At 33.2% G+C, this 20,706-nt stretch carries 14 protein-coding genes; 6 read left to right on the plus strand and 8 right to left on the minus strand.

All coding sequences use genetic code 11. The features are described 5' to 3' along the window. Positions 1-85: 85 nt before the first annotated feature. The 5 genes from J7574_RS21125 to J7574_RS21145 form a co-directional block, all read right to left on the minus strand. The gene (locus J7574_RS21125) at positions 86-715 is read right to left on the minus strand and encodes a DUF4230 domain-containing protein (RefSeq protein WP_290973553.1); all 630 of its coding nucleotides are present in this window, start codon (positions 713-715) and stop codon (positions 86-88) included. Between the two features lie 180 nt (positions 716-895). Beyond that, positions 896-3,214, minus strand: a complete 2,319-nt coding sequence (locus J7574_RS21130) for a BamA/TamA family outer membrane protein (protein ID WP_290973556.1) — start codon at positions 3,212-3,214, stop codon at positions 896-898. Continuing rightward, positions 3,198-8,309, minus strand: a complete 5,112-nt coding sequence (locus J7574_RS21135) for a translocation/assembly module TamB (RefSeq protein ID WP_290973559.1) — start codon at positions 8,307-8,309, stop codon at positions 3,198-3,200. Before J7574_RS21135 ends, J7574_RS21130 begins: the two co-directional genes overlap by 17 nt. Before the next feature lie 211 nt (positions 8,310-8,520). After that, complete coding sequence (locus J7574_RS21140; RefSeq protein ID WP_290973562.1) at positions 8,521-9,477, minus strand: GSCFA domain-containing protein; 957 nt, start codon at positions 9,475-9,477, stop codon at positions 8,521-8,523. Positions 9,478-9,574: 97 nt separating this feature from the next. Beyond that, the gene (locus J7574_RS21145) at positions 9,575-10,375 is read right to left on the minus strand and encodes a hypothetical protein (RefSeq protein ID WP_290973565.1); all 801 of its coding nucleotides are present in this window, start codon (positions 10,373-10,375) and stop codon (positions 9,575-9,577) included. Positions 10,376-10,537: 162 nt separating this feature from the next. Between J7574_RS21145 and J7574_RS21150 the strand changes: the two genes are divergently transcribed. After that, entirely contained in the window at positions 10,538-11,680 is a 1,143-nt protein-coding gene (locus J7574_RS21150; protein ID WP_290973568.1) for a hypothetical protein, read from the plus strand. Positions 11,681-11,839: 159 nt separating this feature from the next. Here the strand turns inward: J7574_RS21150 and J7574_RS21155 are convergent, their stop codons facing one another. Continuing rightward, the gene (locus J7574_RS21155) at positions 11,840-12,589 is read right to left on the minus strand and encodes a hypothetical protein (protein ID WP_290973571.1); all 750 of its coding nucleotides are present in this window, start codon (positions 12,587-12,589) and stop codon (positions 11,840-11,842) included. Positions 12,590-12,944: 355 nt separating this feature from the next. On the opposite strand from J7574_RS21155, the gene J7574_RS21160 reads away from it, so the two are divergent. Continuing rightward, complete coding sequence (locus J7574_RS21160) at positions 12,945-14,690, plus strand: ABC transporter ATP-binding protein (RefSeq protein WP_290973573.1); 1,746 nt, start codon at positions 12,945-12,947, stop codon at positions 14,688-14,690. Positions 14,691-14,786: 96 nt separating this feature from the next. Here the strand turns inward: J7574_RS21160 and J7574_RS21165 are convergent, their stop codons facing one another. Together J7574_RS21165 and alaS are read right to left on the minus strand one after the other, a co-directional pair. Beyond that, entirely contained in the window at positions 14,787-15,164 is a 378-nt protein-coding gene (locus J7574_RS21165) for a GxxExxY protein (RefSeq protein WP_290973575.1), read from the minus strand. 161 nt (positions 15,165-15,325) lie between these two features. After that, positions 15,326-17,956 (minus strand): alanine--tRNA ligase, encoded by a 2,631-nt coding sequence (gene alaS / locus J7574_RS21170; protein WP_290973577.1) that lies wholly within the window; start codon positions 17,954-17,956, stop codon positions 15,326-15,328. A 278-nt stretch (positions 17,957-18,234) separates the two neighbouring features. Here alaS and J7574_RS21175 point away from each other — a divergent pair, with 278 nt between their 5' ends. From J7574_RS21175 to J7574_RS21190, 4 genes are read left to right on the plus strand one after another with little or no spacing between them, the layout of a single operon-like run. Further along, a complete protein-coding gene (locus J7574_RS21175) occupies positions 18,235-19,212 on the plus strand; it encodes a M23 family metallopeptidase (protein WP_290973579.1) in 978 nt (325 codons plus the stop codon). A 47-nt stretch (positions 19,213-19,259) separates the two neighbouring features. Further along, positions 19,260-19,592: a MerR family transcriptional regulator gene (locus J7574_RS21180; RefSeq protein ID WP_091492704.1), complete on the plus strand. Its 333-nt coding sequence runs from the start codon at positions 19,260-19,262 to the stop codon at positions 19,590-19,592. Positions 19,593-19,626: 34 nt separating this feature from the next. Then, positions 19,627-20,211 (plus strand): LemA family protein, encoded by a 585-nt coding sequence (locus J7574_RS21185; protein WP_095928713.1) that lies wholly within the window; start codon positions 19,627-19,629, stop codon positions 20,209-20,211. A gap of 54 nt (positions 20,212-20,265) precedes the next feature. Further along, complete coding sequence (locus J7574_RS21190; protein WP_290973583.1) at positions 20,266-20,703, plus strand: TPM domain-containing protein; 438 nt, start codon at positions 20,266-20,268, stop codon at positions 20,701-20,703. The last annotated feature ends 3 nt before the right edge of the window (positions 20,704-20,706 follow it).

Below are 20,706 nucleotides of genomic sequence, written 5' to 3' on the forward strand. Positions count from 1 at the left end.
AGTGTGATTTCTCCTTCGTCGAAATGACAAGATTGTGGAAAGAAGCCTTTGTTACTTTGTCACTTTGCTGCTTTGAACCTCAAAATCACAATTTCAAATCCTGAGTCAACTCAGTCTCCGATTCAATAGTTTTTCCTTTGTATTCAAGTTTCCAGCCCATTGAATTGGTCATGATTAAAATCTTAGACAATTCGCTAATCAATCTATTTTGGGCATTGGTTTTAAGTGTAGAATTTTCGATTTTTTTAGCCAGATTTGCTTTTACCGACTTATTGATTTTATTGTAATCATCACCCGTAAACGGATTCAGTTTGCTTTGTTCTACATCGTAAAACTGAATATCTGGATTGATGGTAATTTCTTCTTTTGGAATATTTAAAATCGTGATGGTTTTATTTTTTTCATCAATATCATATTTCATTTGATGCAAATCGTAAGCAACAGTGACATTTGCGTTAACTACAATCAAAGCTTTTTTCTCAAAAGAAATCATGTCCATTAAATATTTCTGCTGATTTTTGTATGTAATCACTTCAGAGAAATGCCCTTCGGTTACAACCAATTTTCCAACATTAAGAATCTGCTGCTGAATCAAATTGGTATTATAGCTTATATCTGAATCGTCATCTTTTTTGAACTGGCAGTATTTAAAAGCCAAGACAATAAGTAAAACAATAGCACCAACACCTATAATTCTTTTGATCAAGTTTTGCATTCCGATAATTTATTTAAACGAATTTACTTCATTTTTTCTTTTTTTAGCCACGAATTCACGAATTTTCGCTAATCCCTTTGTCTATTATTTTTTTTCAATTTCACAAATTAAAATTTGTGAAATTCAATTATAAGTATTCACACGGATTAGCGAAAATTCGTGAATTCGTGGCCAATAGATTTAGAACGGATAGCCGATTGCGATATTCAGAATGAGGTTGTCTTTTCTCCAGGAACTGCTTCCTAAATTAATATTATCAATGACCCAGCGTTGTCCGTCTGGCAATGCTGGATTTCGAAGTGGAATGGCTAAATCGGTTCTTAAAACCAAAAATGACAAATCGAAACGCAAACCAGCTCCTGCGCCTATGGCAATTTCTTTCATAAAATCTTTGGAAATTTCTGCTCCAGGTTTATTGGGATCGGCATGCAAAAGCCAAATATTTCCCGCATCTAAAAATACAGCACCTCTCACAATGCTAAATAATTTAGCTCGATATTCAGTATTGAATTCCAGTTTTAAATCGGCAGATTGATCGGGTGTATAATTATCGTTTGTTGTGGGCGGAATCACATAACTTCCAGGTCCTAATGTTCTGGCTCTAAAAGCTCTAATACTATTGGTTCCTCCTACCACAAATTGTTTAGATGCCGGAAGCGTTCTCGAATTTCCGTAAGCAAAACCTGCACCAACAATCAATCTACTAGCCAATTCGCTTTCTTTTCCGAGCTTTAAATAATGTCTAAAATCGGATCTGATTTTGACATATTGACTAAACGGGACATCAAAGATTTTTATCGTATCATTTTTCTTAATATTAGCGCCAGTAATTGCTCCTGTCAGGTTTCCTGCTAAATCCAATTCTCCATTAAAATAGATGGTATGCTTTTTTCTTTTCTGCATCGTATTGGTATACGTATAATTATACGTTGGACCAAAAATCAATTGTTTTTCAATTACTTTTCCTAATGCTGGGTCAGTTTTAATATCTTCCAAATATTCTGGTGTAACATGATTCGGACTCACATAAGTTACATCTACAATGTTCAACTGATGCTCTTTACGAATGTTTTCTTTCCACATATATCCAAACGAAGTATTAAACGAATTCAGGGCATAAAGCTGTGTTCTTTTTTGGTATTCGTAACGAAGCGTTGCTTTGGTTCTAGGCACATATTCGCTGTTTCCTTCAATATGAAAAGGTGTTATAAATCGTGGCCAAGTCAAACTGGTTTCGGCTCCAAGTTTATATATGTTTTTTCCCTTATTTACTCCTCCAAGCTGAAAATCGGCACCACCAAAAACAGATGCCGTAAACAATTCTGCTCCTCTTAAAAAGTTTCGATTATTCCAATTTAAATTTAATTCGGTACCTGTATAACTCGCAGAATTGGTTTTTCCGATTACTTCAACACGAATAAACTTTTTCGGCAAAAGAGTCAAATAGTAATACGAATCTAAAGCGTTTGGGATAGAATCTGAAGGTTTAAATTCGTTCTTTACAAAACTAAATGTTCCCAGATTTACAAATCGGTTTAAAGTCAAATTATGATCTTTTCTATTGTAAACATCACCTCTTTTGAAATAAATCGTTCGGTCGTAAATTCTTGGTTTGAAAGTATCTGCCGTATCAATTATCGTGAGATCTTTGTATTGCGTGATATTTTTTTTTCGATAAACCGCACTATCATTCGTTAGAGAATAATTCGGATACACAAAAATCTTATCGATCTTATATGCCGTCAAGGCTTTTACAGGCGTATCATCTTTTATAACCAATCTGATTCGCACTTCGTGATCGCCTTTACTGCTGTCTACTTTTGCCAAAATATAATCTGGATTAAAATAGAAGTATCCTTTTTCTTTCAATCTCGCATCAATTCGTTCTCTTTCTGCTTTTATGACATCTAAATCATAAGGCGCGCCAACTTTAAGCAAACTTCTTCGGTGGCTTCTTGCAATAATCTTTGACATTTTTAAAGAATCATCTGGGAAAATGACACTTTTTATAATGTATTGCTGTCTTGGCGTAACCATATATTCTGCCGTAACTCTTTTGTTTCGAACAGTCGAATCGGCACTGACGCGCGTTTTAAAGTAGCCTCTATTTTCTGTAAAATTCCGAAGAACAGAAGCATTATAATCCAAGTCGACCTGACTAAAAAGTACTGGCGGTTCTCCAACCTTATTTCGCAACCAATATCTTGTTCCTTTGTCTTTTTTAGGTTCGCCAGCCAGATTGTAAATCAGTAACTTTGGGCGCAATCCTAAAAACTGTTTGTTTGGTTTTGGGCGCAGTAAACCTTCTAGTTCCTTTTCCAATGCTTTTCGATCTTTCTTTTTCATAATCGAATCTTTTATGGTTACAGAACCGCCTGTATAAAGCAAATCGCCTTCTGGAAGGTATTTTGTATTACTGCATCCTACAACAAAAAATAAGGTCAGCAGTGCCATACACTTTATATAAAATGGGTTTATATGATTATGTTTTCTGCTCATTTCCTTCAATTGTTTTTTCGTCTTCGTTCTCCTGCAATTTTTCTTTTTCTTTCTGCTCTTTCTTTTTCTGCTTTTCTTTTTCCTTGAGGATTTTCTCCTCTCTAATCAATTCTTTTTCTGTTTCTGTACGATGAAAAAGTTCTCTAAATTTATTGTAACTCATCGTGATAACAAATGCAACTCCAGTTTCAATTACCTGACCTTCAACCGCCACCTGGTATTGATTTTTGCGATACGCACGAATCATATAACGGCCATCCTTTGTTAATTGATAATCTAAAGCAACATCACCCGCAATATTGGTCGTTTCTTCGTTGGCGCGCTCTTGTCCTTCAACTCCAAAACTGCTTCCAACAGTCACTTTCAATCGATCATCTAATAGTTTTTTAGAAACTTGCACATTCAAATCGGTTCTGTTTTGCATCGTTCCTGTAGTATAATCTTCGGTAGATTCTAAGTCAAAATTCACTTCAAATCCTTCGATAAGATCTCCGGCCAGATTATTTAATTGCTGCGAAAGAATTTTGCTTACACTTTGTCGAGCAAAAGATTCTGCACTTGTACCGCCACTTTCGCTTGCAAACGGATTTTCGCCCACAAATCTGTTCAATAATAAAAGAGCAAAAACTTGTTTGTTTAATTCTGCTGGATCTTGCTCTAATTGTTTCAGTTTTGCCTGTGTCATATCTACAACATTTGAAGCAACATTATAATTTCCTTCCGGAAGCACAATTCCAAATGAAATCTCTGGTTTTAGCAATTCTCCATTCATTTTCAATAAAGTCTGAAAAGGAAGCTTTTGCTTATAGGTATTTTGTACCGCTTGAGGTTCTCCCTTTATCTGACTTCCTAATAAATCAATTGGCGCTGTGTTTACTTTATAAATGGCTGTAATATTTAAAGTTGCCATTGTTGGTTCGCCGTTCCAGGTAATAAAACTTCCTTTCTGAATATCAAATTTTCTTTTAATTCCGTTGAAATTCATTTCATAAGCTCCATCCGAAAACTCATATTTCCCTGTCAAAGTTGTTTTTCCAGACTGATCAATTCCACCTACTAATTCCGCTTCTCCTTTCAAATTCAAATAATCACCATTAGATTTATCGATTAGCAATGTTAATTCTGCTTCTTTATTGATTGAAATGCCCACATTCACATCCATTCCTTTCAATTCCGATTGATTGAGTTTGTTCTGCATATCAACCGTTTGTTTAAGATAGGCATTGTCTTCATCCACAAATTCTACAATTCCTTCACGATCTGCTATAGAAGGATCTGATTGCGGCATTACGACTGTAAATTTGGTTTCTTTATTGATTTTAATTGTTCCGTCGACCACAGGACTATCCAAATTTCCTTTGATATTCAGTTTTGTATCTAAAAACAAATCGCCATAAAACAAATCATTGTCTTTTGCTTTTGAATGAATTGCTCTAAAATCGTTTGCTTCTACAATCAAATTGAAATTATATTTTACAAAATCTGGAGACTGAATAGTTCCGTTTACAAACAATTCATTGTCATTTTCGTCGAAAAGAGAGAATTTATCAAATGAAATGGTTTCGTTGCTGAAAGTGATTTTTTCGTTTTTAGTTTTAAAGTACGAATTCAGTTGTGTCACTCTAAAACCAGCATCATTAAAGTTCAATTCTCCGTTAATTTTTGGTGAAGAAGTATTTCCCGTCAATTTAAAATTTCCAGATAAAAAACCTTGTCCTTCGGTAATATTTCCCATGCTAAAACCTTGAATGCTTTTGATGTACAGTTTGTTGATTGCAACATCAAAATCAAAATTTCCAGCGTCTAATTGGTAATCTCCTGTCAGTTTCAGATCATTTCCTTCGTCGCTCAACGTTACATTTGCTGCAAGCGTATTAGCTGTTTTATTGTCAACTTTTATTTCTAAATCGCCAACTTTTGATCCTTTAAAAGTAAAATCGTCAATTTTTAGATCTGATGTAAAAGTCGGATTTGTCATAACGTTTTCAACTAACGCATTTCCGTTTATCAAACCTTGCATCAACAACTCGTCTTTTTTAACCATATTCATAATGGTTTCAATTTTGAAGTTCACAAAGTCGACTTGCAATGGTGCATTATTTTGATTTCCTTGCGATTGAATTTTTAACTCATTTCCGTTATTATTCAAATTGAATTTATTGACGTAAAGTCGTTTGTCTCCAAATTCAATAGCATTTTCCGGATCGACCTTCCATTTGTCATAATTTAAAATGAAGCTGTTTGGATCTAGTTTTAAAACATTTTTAGAATCTTCTGCTTTAAATTCACCCGCTATAAAATACTGTTGTTTTTGTTTGGCATCCTGAACTTCAAGCGCATAGGTTAAAATATTATTTTGCACTTCTCCGCTTAAACTGGTAAACGGAATTTTTAAAGAGCCGCTTTCAATTGTAGCTACAGAAACCGAATATTCTAAAGCATTTTCTTTGGCTTCAATATTAATTCTTCCGTCAGAAATGGTATTGTTGGTGTAAACAATTCTCGGAATCGTTCCTTTTACTTCCAGAGAATCAGTTTTGTTATTGTATTTCCCATTGATCGTGAAAGGTTCTAAACCTGTCAATTTTGGCAATAATTTAAAAAGTATTGGATCATTATCCACTTTTAGCATAAATGCCAGCCTTTGCTCATCTGATTCTGCATTGACCTTCGGATTTTTAAGATCAATATATTTCGATAGTGATTTTTGGATCGAATTTGCCAAAGTCGTCAGTTTGTACTTTCCGTTCACCTCTGCCTTTAGAAACTGAGACGAAATTTTAATCGAATTACTGTCTTTGTCTGCGAAAGCAAAAACACGAATGGAATCTAAGACAATTGGCTCCGCATTCTGCAAAATCTGAATATTGGACAAAAACACTTTTCCGTTCAAAAAATCAGGATTACTGTTGGTAATATCGGCATCGACATTTCCGCGAAGTTTCATTGGACCTGCGTGCAGATTCAGTTTTTCTAAATCGGCAATATCTAAATTCAATTTTAATTTTACGGTTGGATATTTCTCTTTTGTGTCTCCGCTGGCAGTCAAATCGAAATTCAGATTTGGATCTTTCATTCCTGATTTTACGGCGAAAGAACCATTTTCGATATTTCCTTTTAATGCTAAATCTCGATACGTATATCGATTAAAAACCGCTTTCTGTACCAAACCATCAACTGCTGCATTTGCGGTTTTTGGATCTAAACCATTTCCTTTTACTTTCGCTTTAAGCGTAATTTTTCCAATTGAATCGTTTTTAATCAATCGGCCCAAATCAAATTCCTGTAGCGAAACATCTGCATCGTATTTTTCTCTTTTCTTGATTCGCTGATCAAAAAGAGCATCTATTTTTGCATTTCCGAAACTGCTGTTTAAAGCCAAATTGGTTTTGAAATTCTGCACCGAACCTTTAAATTTTCCTTGCAAACTCAGTTGTGAAGGCAATTGAATGTTTTTAGGAATTGTTCCTGCTGGCACAAACATATTAATATCTTTCGAAGTGCTCGAAATCTTCTTGATATTCAAATCATAATAGGCTTTTTGGGCATCAGGAAGTCCGGCGATTTTCCCCGAAAGGGAAACTTTTGTAGCCCCGATTCCGCTCATTTCGAATTTCGAAATATTCAAATCTTTCACTTTTCCGTTCACTCGACTGTCGACATACAAAATCGCATTTGGATTACTCTTAAACGGATTGGTTTTCTGCAAATCGGGAACAAATAGCAAAATGTCTTTGAAACCAATTTTTGACTGTTTTAAATTGGCATCGACAGCAAGATTTCCTAAATCTTTTTGAAGCGATTCAAGCGATTTGTATTGCACCTTAATTTTATCTTGAACAAGAGTTTGCGACGTTTTTAAATACAAATTCTCTAACGAAGCATTTTTTGGACCATAAAAGAAATCTGTTTTTAAAGCCTGAATCTGCAAACCGCTTTTTTCGCTTACAGTTAAGGTTTGGATATTTCCCGAAATGGTATCATTTCCGTAATACAATTTCTCTGCTTTAAAATTGAATTTATCCAAATCTAGATGCGCATAATCAATACCTTTTGTTTTTGGTTTTGATTGCATATCATCAAATTTGAAAGCGATGTCTTCAAGATTAGCCTCGTTGAGTTTTACTTTCCAGCCTGCTTGTTTTATCGCGGTTGTATCTAAATCTGGAGCCTGAATCTGCTTATCTTTTGCGCCAAGACGTAAATTTCCTTTAAGATTTTTAACTTCAAAAGTATCAAAATCCAAAAACTGTTTATTAATATCAATCTCATTTACTACTAAATTTAAATTTCCTAAACGAATGCCCGAATTTAATTCCGAGTCTTTATTATCATATAAAACATCAATTTTAGCCAAAGTGATTTTATCCAACTTCAGTTTAAAATCTGGACGTTTCGAAACGGTATCAATGGTTTTAACCGAAACTTCTGCAATTTTCTCAACAACATCCTGATCCAAAACTACTTTCAGTCCGTTCAAATTAATATTCGGAATATTAAAATCCATTTTATCCAAATCGAATTTCTTGAATTTGGTATCAAAATGAGTTAGATTTACTCGAATATCATTTTTCGAATAATCATCTTTGAAATTAAATTTAACCTGATCTAGATTTACCTTTACAACAGAAATTTTGAAAGGTTTTGCATTGGGGTCTTCTACTTTTGGCTCTTTAGATTCGAATGCTTTTATAATATAATCGAAATTGAAAACGCCTTCTTTGTTTCTTGAAATATTAGCTTTTACATTTTCCAGTGAAACCGAATTGATTTCCAATTCGCTGCTAACCAATTTAAAAAGATCAACATCGACCTCTAATCTTTTACCCGCCAGCAATGTATCTTTTTTTTGATCTTCAAAATAAAAACCTTCCAGCACCACATCTTTTGGAAATTTGATTAAGATTTTATCCAAAGAGACTTTGGTTTTTATTTTACCTTGAAGATACGTTATCGCTTTGTCCTTAACGAAATTTTGAACTGACGGAACTTGAATTAAAATAATGACAAGCAATAATAATGTAATCACAGAACCCACACACCAAAGAAGTATACGAAGTGTTTTTTTTAAATAGTGAATGGATTTCTTATTCATACGTCAATAAATCATTAAGATTAAAATTGCTTCTGAAAAAAGCAGGATTAGACATCTTACAAAAATGTAAAATTTAAACCTTAACAATTTACACAATTATGAGGAATTATTCTAAAATTTTATTGCTGAATGAGTTTTTTCTTGCCACGAAAGCTCTAAGGCACGAAGTTTTTTTAAATCTTATGATGACTGAAAATCAAACCTAAAGTCTTTAGAATTTAATATGGGGAAGTTTTTTTCCTAAAGCATCTATTTTCTGCTGAAGATTGGCTAAGAATTTTTGATGCTGATCTGATTCTGGATTGAAACTTCTGTGACGAAGACTTTTCTGAATTTCGTTTACTTCTTTCATCACATAAAAACTGTTTTCTGAAATATAGCTTTCGCTGAAAAGCTTCCAAATATAATCTATCGCAATTTGGTTGGGATGAAGCATATCTTCGGCATAAAATCGATAATCACGGAGTTCGTCCATCATGATTTCATAGGAAGGGAAATATTCTAATTGTAGATTGTAGATTTCAGATTTTAGAATACTATGTAATGCTGTAAATAAATGCGATTTGCTTAATTGATTTTCTACAAAACCGTCTTTGATATGACGAACTGGAGAAATCGTAAATATAAAATTGATATTAGAATTTAAACCTTGAATAGCCTCAATTGTATTTTGAATGCTTTTCTGAATTACTTCTGCTGATAATAATTCTTTTGAAAATTGCTTTTGAGGCACTTTATGGCAATTGGCTACAATTTCGTCTTTTTCTAGATTTCTGTAAATCCAAGACGTTCCAAAAGTGATGATTATATGTGTAGCTTCTTTTATTTGTTTGTGCGTTTCTGTAATCGCTTTATTTAATGATTCCAGCAATTCTTGTCGGTCTGAATTACTCAGATCAGAATGCACTTCATAACTATGCCAACGTTCGTTATGGAAAAAAACATCTTTTTCTTCGAACAATTCTTGTTTAGAAATTCTATCAAATAACTTTTCAATTGAAACAGGATTAAAAATTATCCCAAACGGATTGGTTTCATTTTGAAATTTAAAATAATCGAATTTCTCTGCCATATTTTCTGCAAAACAAGAACCAATAGAAAGTATTTTCGAATTATAATCGATTGGACTTTTGCTTTTGGAAATTGGTATTTGGGTTCTGAATTGCATTGCTTTTTATTTTAATTACGAATTTCACCAATTTTCATCAATAAAAAAACCAAATACAGAAAGTATTTGGTTTTCATGGTTTGGTATCTTGTCCAAATTAGTATATATATTCAGTTATTTCATTTACATCATCCACCGCAAAGGATATTTTTTTAGTTGGATAACCTTCTTTATTGTATTCATATTTAACACCAGTAGTATAATTATACTTAATATTATCAGATTGACATGTTGTATAGTGACTTACTCTATTTAAATTATTTATAGCAGAAAAAGAGCCTATAGTATCAAGGTTCCCTTCATTCAATAAATATTTTAATCCTAAAATATTTTTAAATGCACTATTACTTGTATCGTAGTTGAATAAATAGGTTTCAGAAAAAGTAATAGAATCATATTCATAATATGATTCTATTTTTGTCAAATTTCCTTCGGTAAAAGATAAAGTTTGAAGTGTAGGGGTTTTTAATTCTTTCCCCATTTTATCATTTATCAAATATTCTTCTCGATTAACTGTTCCATCTTCATTATAAATGTACAAGTACTTAAATCGAGTTCCTTCTGAAATTTTATCTACGACAACCAATTTATCATTTTCATAAGTAAATGATGTTTCCGAAATTTTCAACTCTATTCCTGATTCAGAACTGTATTTTGTCTCTTTTACAATTTTATCGCCCTCATACACGTACTCATTTCTCTTATTTGAGCTACTAATTTTTAAAATTTTATTCCCGTCATAAAGGAAGTTCGTTACACTGGTGTATGAACCATTTACAGATTTACTAATTATTGATTTAGGCAAAATCAATTTCTTTTCAGGGCTTTTTTCATCATCATTATTACAAGAGACTAAAACAGTTAAGCAGCTTAACAAAAAGAAATACATTTTTTTCATAATCGTTTTGAGTTAGAAAGGTTCATACAAAAGGAGCGTTTTTCGCCTTCTTTAAATTCCACAAAAAGACATTTTTATAACAGATTAAGCCACAACTTAAATCAAAACAGCATTATACGTTCATTTTTCATTAAAATTGCGGTATCCTTAAATCAAAAACGTATGAAAAAAACGGTTTTTTCAATAATTGGTCTAATCTGCTTATTGTCTTCATGTACTTCTGATAGAGCAGAAAAGAACATTCATTCAAATGATGAGGGACTGGTTTGCACTTTTGATTTAATTAATACGCAAACCAATGATGTATTTAAACCTGATGCAACAATTATTGATAACCCTCGCTGGGAAATAGGCCAAACTATTAAAATCAAATTTTTGGATGGAAATCAAACCGAACAGGAAATCGTAAAAAAATATGCAAATGAGTGGACCAATTATGCAAATTTGAAGTTTCAATTTGTTCCAAAAGAAGAAGATGCCCATATCCGAATTGCGTTTAATCTTGGCACTCCAGGTGCTTGGTCTGAATTGGGAGCAAGGCTTTTACTTCCAAGTCCAGCTTATACGACTTATCAAAATACACCATCAATGCGATTAGGGCCAATTTATGACAATGAAAGTTCCAGAAGAACTATATTACATGAATTCGGACATGCATTGGGTTTAAAGCACGAAATGACAAACCCAAATGCTACAATTAAATGGGATTTCCCTAAAGTATATAGCTACTATTATGATCTAATGGGTTTATCAAAAGAAGATGTTGACAAACTAATCATTAATAAACCTATTGTAAATAATTATAGTGAATATGATTCTTTTTCAATCATGCACTATTACGTACCTGCTTCTCTAACAACAGATGGAAAAGGCGTAAATGAGATGAGTATTTTATCTGAAACTGATAAAAAATCAATAAATCAGTGGTATCCCTTTCCTATAAAGTCTATTGTAGAATCAGGAGAAAGAATTGATAGAATCTCATGGACACAGCCAAAATCTCCTAATGGCCAATATAAACTAGATTTTATAGCAGGCTTTTTATTCATAAGTGACTTAAAAGACAATGAAATTGTTTGGAGTATTGGAAATCCAATCTACCAAAATTCTTCTTGCTTCTTACAAACAGATGGAAATATAGTAATAAAGGGCAGTTTTGGTACAGTTCCAGCACTTATAAGAACTATTTGGACTAGCAATACATCTGAATATCCTGGAGCAACATTGCATTTACAAGACGATGGCAATCTTCAGTTAATTTATAAGGGAGTTGTGAAATGGTCTTCTAAAATGGGAAAGGTCTAAAAAAGCAAAAAGCCAAATACTTACTGTATTGGCCTCTTTTTTTCAGAATAGAGAGTTTCTTTTAATAAATATACTTAACATTCTTTCCTCCTCCATCAAATGAAAAAAAACCAGAAACATTTGTTTCTGGTTTTTTATAAATAATAACTGGTCTAATTTTTAATAAAAATACTCAGTAGTACCTAAACTGTCAGATCCTGTATCAACTTCTTTTGTTGGATATCCAGCATCATTGTAAGTAAAAGTGCTTTTTGTCCACAAATTACCATCTGAATTATCTGTTAAAATATTGAACTTAACGCCATTTGCTTCTCCATCGGCAAATGCAATTTTATCCATCCCTAAAATATTTTTTGTTGGATTATTTTTATCATCGTAAGTATATTTATGATTTGGCGAGTTAGAACTTATAATCTCACTTACCTCGCCATTTACAAATTTAATTGTAGCTGTTCCCGAAGCAACCGTTTGAGCAACATCACTTCCTGAATACCCTTTTACTGAAATTGTACCATCTGCATTATAAGTATATACTTCCTTGTAACCTCTTGCTACCGCTACACCACCTTCATCTTCATATTCAACTCTTAAAAAAGTTGATAGCTTTCCATCATTAGTGTATGTAAAAGTATTTATTTGTTCTGATTTTCCATTAGGGAGCTTGTAATCAATTTTTGTAATTAAATCTCCTGTATAAGTATAATGCAGATTAAAAAACCCCGTATCATCTGTTACACTTACTATTTTGTTACCGTCGTACTTATAATTAACGGTAGCCTTATCGCCATCTGGACTTGTGATGACACTTTTCTTAAGCAAAACAAGATCTGACGAATTTGACGAATCATCACTTGAACAAGATGTAAAAACTAGTGCTAAAACACCAAATAAACATAAAATTTTTTTCATTTTGATTAGGTTAAATTTGTTATTGGTGCAAACGTAATACAACCCAAATTCAAAACCTTACGGAATTCCACATCCAAAATATTATCTAATTTTAAAAACTTCTTACTACACTAATAACAAGTGACATAAATATACCGTAACATTTAAAAAAATCATTTAAAAAAAGAAATACAGTATAAATACCTAGCTACTTTCTTAGTTTTTATTACCTCGCTAAAAAATTAAACCTTCAAAACTTTAAAAAAAACAATTAAAATTTCACCTGTAAAAAATTTACATTTTTAATAACAAAAACCAATTACACAAACTAAAACAATTCCTTATTTTTGCATCTTCCATTTTTTTAAATTCTTATATGAAATTATTATATACTTACATTATCAGACATAAAATGCTATTGTTTTTTGCTTTGATTATGGCTTCTATCAACATTTGTTTCAGTTTGTCGGATTCAGTAATTACTGGAAAACTTATGCAGGATTGCGGAGTTGGTCTGGCAAAATACAAAGGAAACGAAATCGGATTTATTAAATCTTTAGCTTTTTGGCTTGTGCTTTCCCTTGGCGCAGCGATGATTTCAAGAATCACCAAAAACTTTCAGGATTATTTTACCAATGTTGTCATTCAGCGCACAGGTGCTCAAATGTATACGGACGGAATTAAAAAATCTCTTGATCTTCCGTATGCTGAATTTGAAGATCAGCGAAGCGGCGAAACTTTGAGTAAACTGACAAAAGTTAGAATTGATTCTGAAAAACTGATTACACTTTCTATTTCTCTAATCTTTCAAACCATCATCGGCTTCATTTTTGTAATCGTTTATGTGGCAAGAATCGATTTTAGAATTTCGATTATCTTCTTGATTACAGCGCCAATTATTGCTTTGGTTAGTTTGTATCTAGGTAAAAAGATTAAAATTGTTTCTAGAAAAATTGTAAATCAGACAAATGCTCTTGCGGGTTCTACAACTGAAAGTTTACGAAACATCGAGTTGGTAAAAAGTCTTGGTTTAACGTATCAAGAAGAAAAACGTCTGAACTTAAATACTTTTAAAATTCTTCAATTAGAATTAGAGAAAATCCGTTTTATTAGAAGTTTGAGTTTTATTCAAGGAACAACCGTTCACTTTTTGCGAACTTGTGTTGTTTTTGCGCTTTATTATTTTTTGTTCGGAGGAAAAATTATAGTTGGTGACTTGCTGACAATGGTATTCTTCACTTTCTTTATTTTTGGCCCATTACAGGAATTAGGGAACTTTATTATTGCCCTGAATGAAACAAAAGTTTCTATGGAGAATTTCAAACATTTACTGAATGCCCCAAAAGAGTTCCGTCCAAAGACTCCAAAACATGTTGGAGCGATCCAGAAGCTGCTATTTTCTAATGTTAGTTTTCAACATAAAACAGCTAAGTTTAAAGCGGTTGAAAATATTAATTTCGAAATCAAACAAGGACAGACTGTTGCTTTTGTTGGTCCGTCGGGATCTGGAAAAACAACTTTAGTAAAACTGTTGGTTGGATTGTATACTCCTGAAGAAGGAGAGATTTTATATAACGACATCGATTCAACTGAAATTGATTTATTAGACTTAAGAAAACAACTTGGGTTTGTAACGCAAGATGCTCAATTATTCTCGGGAACCATTCGTGAAAACTTATTGTTTGTTAAGCCAAATGCAACCGACGAAGAATTGTACGATGCCTTAAAAAGAGCGAGTTGTGATAAACTTTTAAGACGTGCAGAAGACGGTTTAAACACTACAATTGGAGAAGGCGGAATCAAAGTCTCTGGAGGTGAAAAACAGCGTTTATCTATTGCTAGAGCCATTTTAAGAAATCCGAATTTATTGATTTTTGACGAAGCAACTTCTGCTTTGGATTCGATTACCGAAGAAGAAATCAACGATACCATTAGAAACATCTCAGACAAAAACCGAATTACAGTTTTAATTGCCCACCGATTATCGACTGTAATGCATGCTGATAAAATATTTGTTTTAGAACAAGGTAAAATCATCGAACAAGGAAAACACGAAGATTTGATTGTTGAAAAAGGATTGTATTATGCGATGTGGCGCCAGCAGATTGGGGAACGTAAGTGATTATTCTTCTTTTTTTAAAATAATCTCGCAAAGACGCAGAGTCGCAAAGTATTTTATGCAGCTTTGCGACTTTTTCTTTTACTTACTTTTTAAGTTTTATAAGTTTGAAACTACTCTTTTTATTCCAAACTTAATTATTGGAACATTGAAATTAATTAGCAAACCTAATTTCATTTTTGTGATTTTGAGATAAGTTAAGACTTGTTTGGCATGTACATCTGTAAGTTGTTCAATTGATTTGATTTCTAATATCACTTTATTCTCAACTATCAAATCTGCCCGAAATCCGATATCTAAATTTATTTGATCCCAAATTACCGGCAATACTTTTTGTCTTTCTACTCTCAGACCTCTTTTCTCCAATTCATGAAATAAGATCGCTTCATAAACAGATTCTAGTAATCCAGGTCCAAGTTTTACATGTATTTTATAACAAACATCAACTACAACAGCCGAAATTTCATTTTCAGTCATTTTTAAAAATTAAAGTATAAACTTACAAAATAAAATTTTAAAAAATAAAAAAGCTTAGCGCCTTCGTGTCTTTGCGAGATTAAAAACACCACGCTTTAAATAAAAAAGTCGCAAAGCATAAAATACTTTGCGACTCTGCGTCTTTGCGAGATTAAAAAAAATTATTTCAAGAAATCTTCCGCCTTTGAAAGCGCCTCAGTAATTCCGTCAACATTTTTACCTCCTGCAGTTGCGAAGAAAGGCTGTCCTCCTCCTCCACCTTGGATGTATTTACCTAATTCGCGAACAACTTGTCCAGCGTTTAAGTTTTTGCTTGCTACAATTTCTTTAGAAACATAACATGTTAACATTGGTTTTCCTTCGTGTGCTGTAGCCAAAACGACAAATAAATCGTTGTAAGCATTACCTAACTCATAAGCCAAATCTTTTGCTCCTTCAGGATTTAAATCTACTTGTTTAGCTAAGAATCGAACGCCGTTGATTTCTTGTAATTCTTTAGCTAAATCAGCCTTCATATTTTTTGCTTTATCTTTCAATAAAGTTTCTAATTGTTTTTTCAATTGCGCATTTTCGTCTTGCAATGCTTGAATCGCTTTTACCGGATCTGGAGCATTTTTAAGCACTTCTTTAATTTCTCCGAAAGAAATTGATTGAGACTCAAAATATTCTTTTGCAGCTTCACTTGTAATTGCTTCAATTCTTCTAATTCCTGCTGCAACAGCTCCTTCAGAAATAATTTTAAAGTGCCAGATATCAGATGTATTTGCAACGTGCGTTCCTCCGCATAATTCGACAGAATCTCCGAATTTAATTGTACGAACTAAATCGCCATATTTTTCTCCAAACAAAGCAATTGCTCCATCTTCAAGAGCCTGATCTTTCGGAATTGCTCTTTTTTCTATTAATGGCAAACTTTCACGAATCCTTGCATTAACAAAGTTCTCTACTTCTAACAATTCTTCATCTGTAACTTTAGCAAAATGAGAAAAGTCAAAACGCAACGAAGCATTTCTTACCATCGAACCTTTTTGCTCAATATGCGTTCCTAAAATCTTACGCAAAGCTTGGTGCAACAAGTGCGTAGCCGAGTGATTTGACGAAGTTTTAGCTCTTTGAATTGCATCAACAACCGCATTGAAAGTTCCTGTAAGATTCTCTGGCAATGATTTCGCCAAATGTATCGTTTGGTTGTTTTCTTTTTTAGTGTCGATGATATAAATAATATCTCCGTTTTGAGCTTCCAGATATCCTTTATCTCCAGTTTGTCCTCCGCTTTCTCCATAAAATGGCGTTGCATTGAAAACCAATTGGAAAATTTCTCCATCTTTTGCACTTTCAACTCTACGGTATTTTGTAATCTTAACTTGTTGTGATAATCTATCATAACCAACAAATTCCTGAATATCATCTTCAATAATTACATTCCAGTCTCCAGCCGTTACTTTAGAAGCCGCACGAGATCTTTCTTTTTGCAATTGTAATTGTTCTTGGAAACCTTTTTCGTCCAATTTCAATCCTTTTTCTGAAAGAATCAAAGCTGTTAAATCGATTGGGAATCCGTATGTATCATACAATTCGAAAGCTTTTTTACCATCGATTGTGTCACCAACATTATTTAAAATTACAGCATCCAAAAGAATCAATCCTTGATCTAATGTTTTAAGGAAAGAGTTTTCTTCTTCACGAATTACATTCGAACAAAGTGCTTTTTGTGTTCTGATTTCTGGGAAAGAATCTCCCATTTGCTCGCTTAATGTTTCAACCAATTTATAAATAAATGGCTCTTTTGTACCTAAGAAAGTAAAGCCGTAACGAATAGCACGACGCAAAATTCTTCTGATTACATATCCAGCGCCAGTGTTAGAAGGCAACTGACCGTCTGCAATAGCAAAAGCTACCGCACGAACGTGATCTGCTACAACACGAATCGCAATGTTTACTTTTTCCTCAGCTTCATTTGATGCTTTTACAGTATATTTAGCTCCAGTAATCGTTTCGATTTCTCTAATTAATGGCATGAAAACATCAGTATCATAGTTTGATGTTTTTCCTTGCAACGCCATACAAAGACGCTCAAATCCCATTCCGGTATCTACGTGCTGTGCAGGAAGTTTTTCTAGAGAACCATCTGCTTTACGGTTGAATTCCATAAATACATTATTCCAGATTTCAACAACTTGCGGGTGATCATTATTCACTAAACTTTTTCCTGGAACTAAAGCTTTTTCTTCTGCAGAACGTAAATCAACGTGAATTTCAGAACATGGTCCGCACGGTCCTTGATCTCCCATTTCCCAGAAATTGTCTTTTTTATTTCCTAAAATAATTCGGTCTTCGTCGATTAAAGTTTTCCAGATATCCCAAGCTTCTTGGTCAAACGGAACATTATCTTCTTTACTTCCTTCAAAAACAGAAACGTAAAGATTTTCTTTTGGAATTTTATAAACTTCCGTCAATAATTCCCAAGCCCAGTTGATTGCTTCTTTTTTGAAATAGTCACCAAAAGACCAGTTTCCTAACATTTCAAACATCGTGTGGTGGTACGTATCAATACCAACCTCCTCAAGATCATTATGCTTTCCTGAAACACGAAGACATTTTTGCGTATCGGCTATTCTTGGACTTTTTGGAGTTCCGTTCCCTAAGAAAAATTCTTTAAACTGGGCCATTCCCGAGTTATTGAACATAAGGGTTGGGTCGTCTTTAAGGACAATAGGAGCTGATGGAACAATGGTATGTCCTTTGCTCTCAAAAAAATCTAAAAATTGTTTACGTACGTCTTGTGATTTCATATTTTAATTAGAAAATGTGTCTGTTTTAATGTGTCAATTTGAAAATTAGACAATTAGATAATGGTTTCATTTGATCATACGTTAAGTTTTTTAAAATGAACTCAAAAAACTTATTTTTTAAACAATAAATTGTCTATTTTGCGCATTATCTAATGATAAAATAGCCCCAATATCTAATCATTAATTCTTGTGAAAAATAACGTCAGACTGGTGAAACATTTTACAATATTCTTCGTCTAAGTTATTTTGCAAGCTGCAAAAATAGCGTATTTTAAAATATGGCGAAAGTAAAATATTATTACGACTCAGAAAATCTGGCTTATACGAAAATAAAAACCAGAAAAAGAATAAAAATTGGTTACGCTTTACTGTTTTTATTGGCTTCTGCACTATTTGGATTTCTAATTTTTGTTCTTTTAATCAACACTCCTTATTTCGAAACTCCAAAAGATCGTTTACAGGCACGCGAAATTGAAAATTTAAAACTGCAATATGCCATTTTAAATAAAAAATTGGATGAAATTGATGAGGTGGCAGATGCCCTAGAAGAGCGTGACAATAATATTTACCGTGTTTATTTTAACAAAGCCGAAATTCCAGATTCTATAAGAAAAGCAGGTTTTAAAGCTTCTGACAGATATAAAGTTCTCGAAGGATATAACAATTCGCAATTGGTTTTAAACGCCACAAAAAGAGTGGACAAACTTACAAAGCAATTGGCTATTCAGTCTAAATCTTTAGATGAGATTTTGAAATTAGCTGGAGCTAAAGAGAATTTGTTATTGGCCATTCCTGCCATTCAGCCAGTTCGAAATGAAAATTTAAAACGTGTCGCGTCAGGTTTTGGATATCGCATTGATCCTTTCACGAAAGTGCGAAAAATGCATAACGGAATGGATTTTACCGCCAATACAGGCGCTCCAATATATGCAACAGGAGACGGCGTAGTCGATAGAGCTGACAATACGGCTTCTGGATACGGAAATCATATTGTGATCAGGCATGGTTTTGGATATGAAAGTTTGTATGCACATTTAAGCAAATACAACTGTCGTCCGGGACAGCACGTAAAACGTGGCGATGTTATTGGTTATGTTGGAAGCACTGGAAGATCTGAAGGTCCGCACTGTCATTATGAAGTGCATAAAGACGGAAAAGTGGTTAATCCGCTGAATTTTTATTACGGAAATATTTCGGCTGTAGAATATGTGGCGATTTCGCAAATGGCAAACCAAGAAAACCAATCATTAGATTAATAGTACAAAAAATACTATTTTTGAAGTAAAATAGAAAAAAACGAACCATGCATATTGAACTTTCTAAAGACAAAAGATATTACAGTATTGGCGAAGTGGCCAAAGCTTTTAATGTCAATGCTTCTTTGATACGATTTTGGGACAGCGAATTTGACATTCTAAAACCTAAAAAAAATGCCAAAGGAAATAGAATGTTCACACCAGAAGACATTACCAACCTTCAATTGATCTATCACTTGGTAAAAGAAAGAGGATTTACTTTGGAAGGCGCCAAAATACATTTAAAAGAAGGTCAGAAGAAAACGTTAGATAAATTCGAAATAATACGTAAATTAGAATCGATAAAAACGCAATTGAACGACATTAAAAACGAATTGTAATTAAAAATTGAAATAAACTTAAATCAAAACAAATATGAAAAAGTGGTTAATCCCTGTAGGAATTATTGTAGCGCTTATTGCTATTATCGCATTTTGGTCGATTGGTATTAAAAATACTGCTTTGCAACACAGCCAAGCTGTAAATAAAGAATGGGGAAATGTTCAAACGGCTTACCAAAGACGTAATGATCTTATCGGGAATTTAGTAAACACTGTAAAAGGTGCTGCAGATTTTGAAAAAGGAACTTTGACTGCTGTAATCGAAGCTCGTGCAAAAGCGACTTCTGTAACTATCGATCCTAGCAATGTTACACCAGAACAATTGGCAGCATTTAACCAAGCTCAAAGCGGAGTATCTTCTTCCTTATCAAGATTATTGGTTTCTGTTGAGCAATATCCAACTTTAAAAGCAAACGAGAATTTCTTGAAATTACAAGACGAATTAGCTAGTACTGAAAACCAGATTTTAACTGCTAGAACTCGTTTTAACGAAGCTGTACAAGTTTACAACGGATATGTTTTAAAGATTCCAAACAACTGGTTCTTGAGCGAATACAAAGAAAAACCATACTTTGAAGCTTCTACTGGAGCAGACAAACCTGTTGAAGTAAAATTCTAATAGGTTTTAGAGAATAAATCTAAAATCAGCAATCTAAAATCTAAAATTACTCAAATGTCAAAAGTAGAAGATTTTTTAACCAAAGAAGAAGAGCAAGAAATTGTTGAAGCTATTCGTATGGCTGAAAATAATACTTCTGGCGAAATTAGAGTACATATAGAAAAAACAACTTCTAAAGTCCATTACGATCGGGCTTTAGAAGTTTTTCATGAATTGCGAATGGACGAAACTAAACTCAAAAATGGCGTATTGCTCTATTTTGCAGTTGAAGACAAGAACTTTGTAATTTGTGGAGACAAAGGAATTAATGATTTGGTTGCCGATGATTTTTGGCATTCTACCAAAGACATTATGACCAATCATTTTAAAGCTGGCAACTTCAAACAAGGAATTGTCGATGGCATTTTGAATGCCGGAGAACAGCTTAAAAAATATTTTCCTTCTCAGGAAGATGATGTAAACGAATTATCTAACGAAATCTCAAAAGGATAAATA

The sequence above is a fragment of the Flavobacterium sp. genome (genome assembly GCF_017744675.1).
In the GTDB taxonomy this organism is placed as follows: Bacteria; Bacteroidota; Bacteroidia; order Flavobacteriales; family Flavobacteriaceae; genus Flavobacterium.

Bases quoted from the DNA above. Each gene is read 5' to 3' on its own strand.
- J7574_RS21190 (WP_290973583.1), top strand. From the start codon at position 20,266: ATGTCAAAAGTAGAAGATTTTTTAACCAAAGAAGAAGAGCAAGAAATT.
- alaS (WP_290973577.1), bottom strand. From the start codon at position 17,956: ATGAAATCACAAGACGTACGTAAACAATTTTTAGATTTTTTTGAGAGC.
- J7574_RS21145 (WP_290973565.1), bottom strand. From the start codon at position 10,375: ATGAAAAAAATGTATTTCTTTTTGTTAAGCTGCTTAACTGTTTTAGTC.
- J7574_RS21150 (WP_290973568.1), top strand. From the start codon at position 10,538: ATGAAAAAAACGGTTTTTTCAATAATTGGTCTAATCTGCTTATTGTCT.
- J7574_RS21185 (WP_095928713.1), top strand. From the start codon at position 19,627: ATGAAAAAGTGGTTAATCCCTGTAGGAATTATTGTAGCGCTTATTGCT.
- J7574_RS21165 (WP_290973575.1), bottom strand. From the start codon at position 15,164: ATGACTGAAAATGAAATTTCGGCTGTTGTAGTTGATGTTTGTTATAAA.
- J7574_RS21180 (WP_091492704.1), top strand. From the start codon at position 19,260: ATGCATATTGAACTTTCTAAAGACAAAAGATATTACAGTATTGGCGAA.
- J7574_RS21125 (WP_290973553.1), bottom strand. From the start codon at position 715: ATGCAAAACTTGATCAAAAGAATTATAGGTGTTGGTGCTATTGTTTTA.
- J7574_RS21160 (WP_290973573.1), top strand. From the start codon at position 12,945: ATGAAATTATTATATACTTACATTATCAGACATAAAATGCTATTGTTT.
- J7574_RS21140 (WP_290973562.1), bottom strand. From the start codon at position 9,477: ATGCAATTCAGAACCCAAATACCAATTTCCAAAAGCAAAAGTCCAATC.
- J7574_RS21175 (WP_290973579.1), top strand. From the start codon at position 18,235: ATGGCGAAAGTAAAATATTATTACGACTCAGAAAATCTGGCTTATACG.
- J7574_RS21155 (WP_290973571.1), bottom strand. From the start codon at position 12,589: ATGAAAAAAATTTTATGTTTATTTGGTGTTTTAGCACTAGTTTTTACA.
- J7574_RS21130 (WP_290973556.1), bottom strand. From the start codon at position 3,214: ATGAGCAGAAAACATAATCATATAAACCCATTTTATATAAAGTGTATG.
- J7574_RS21135 (WP_290973559.1), bottom strand. From the start codon at position 8,309: ATGAATAAGAAATCCATTCACTATTTAAAAAAAACACTTCGTATACTT.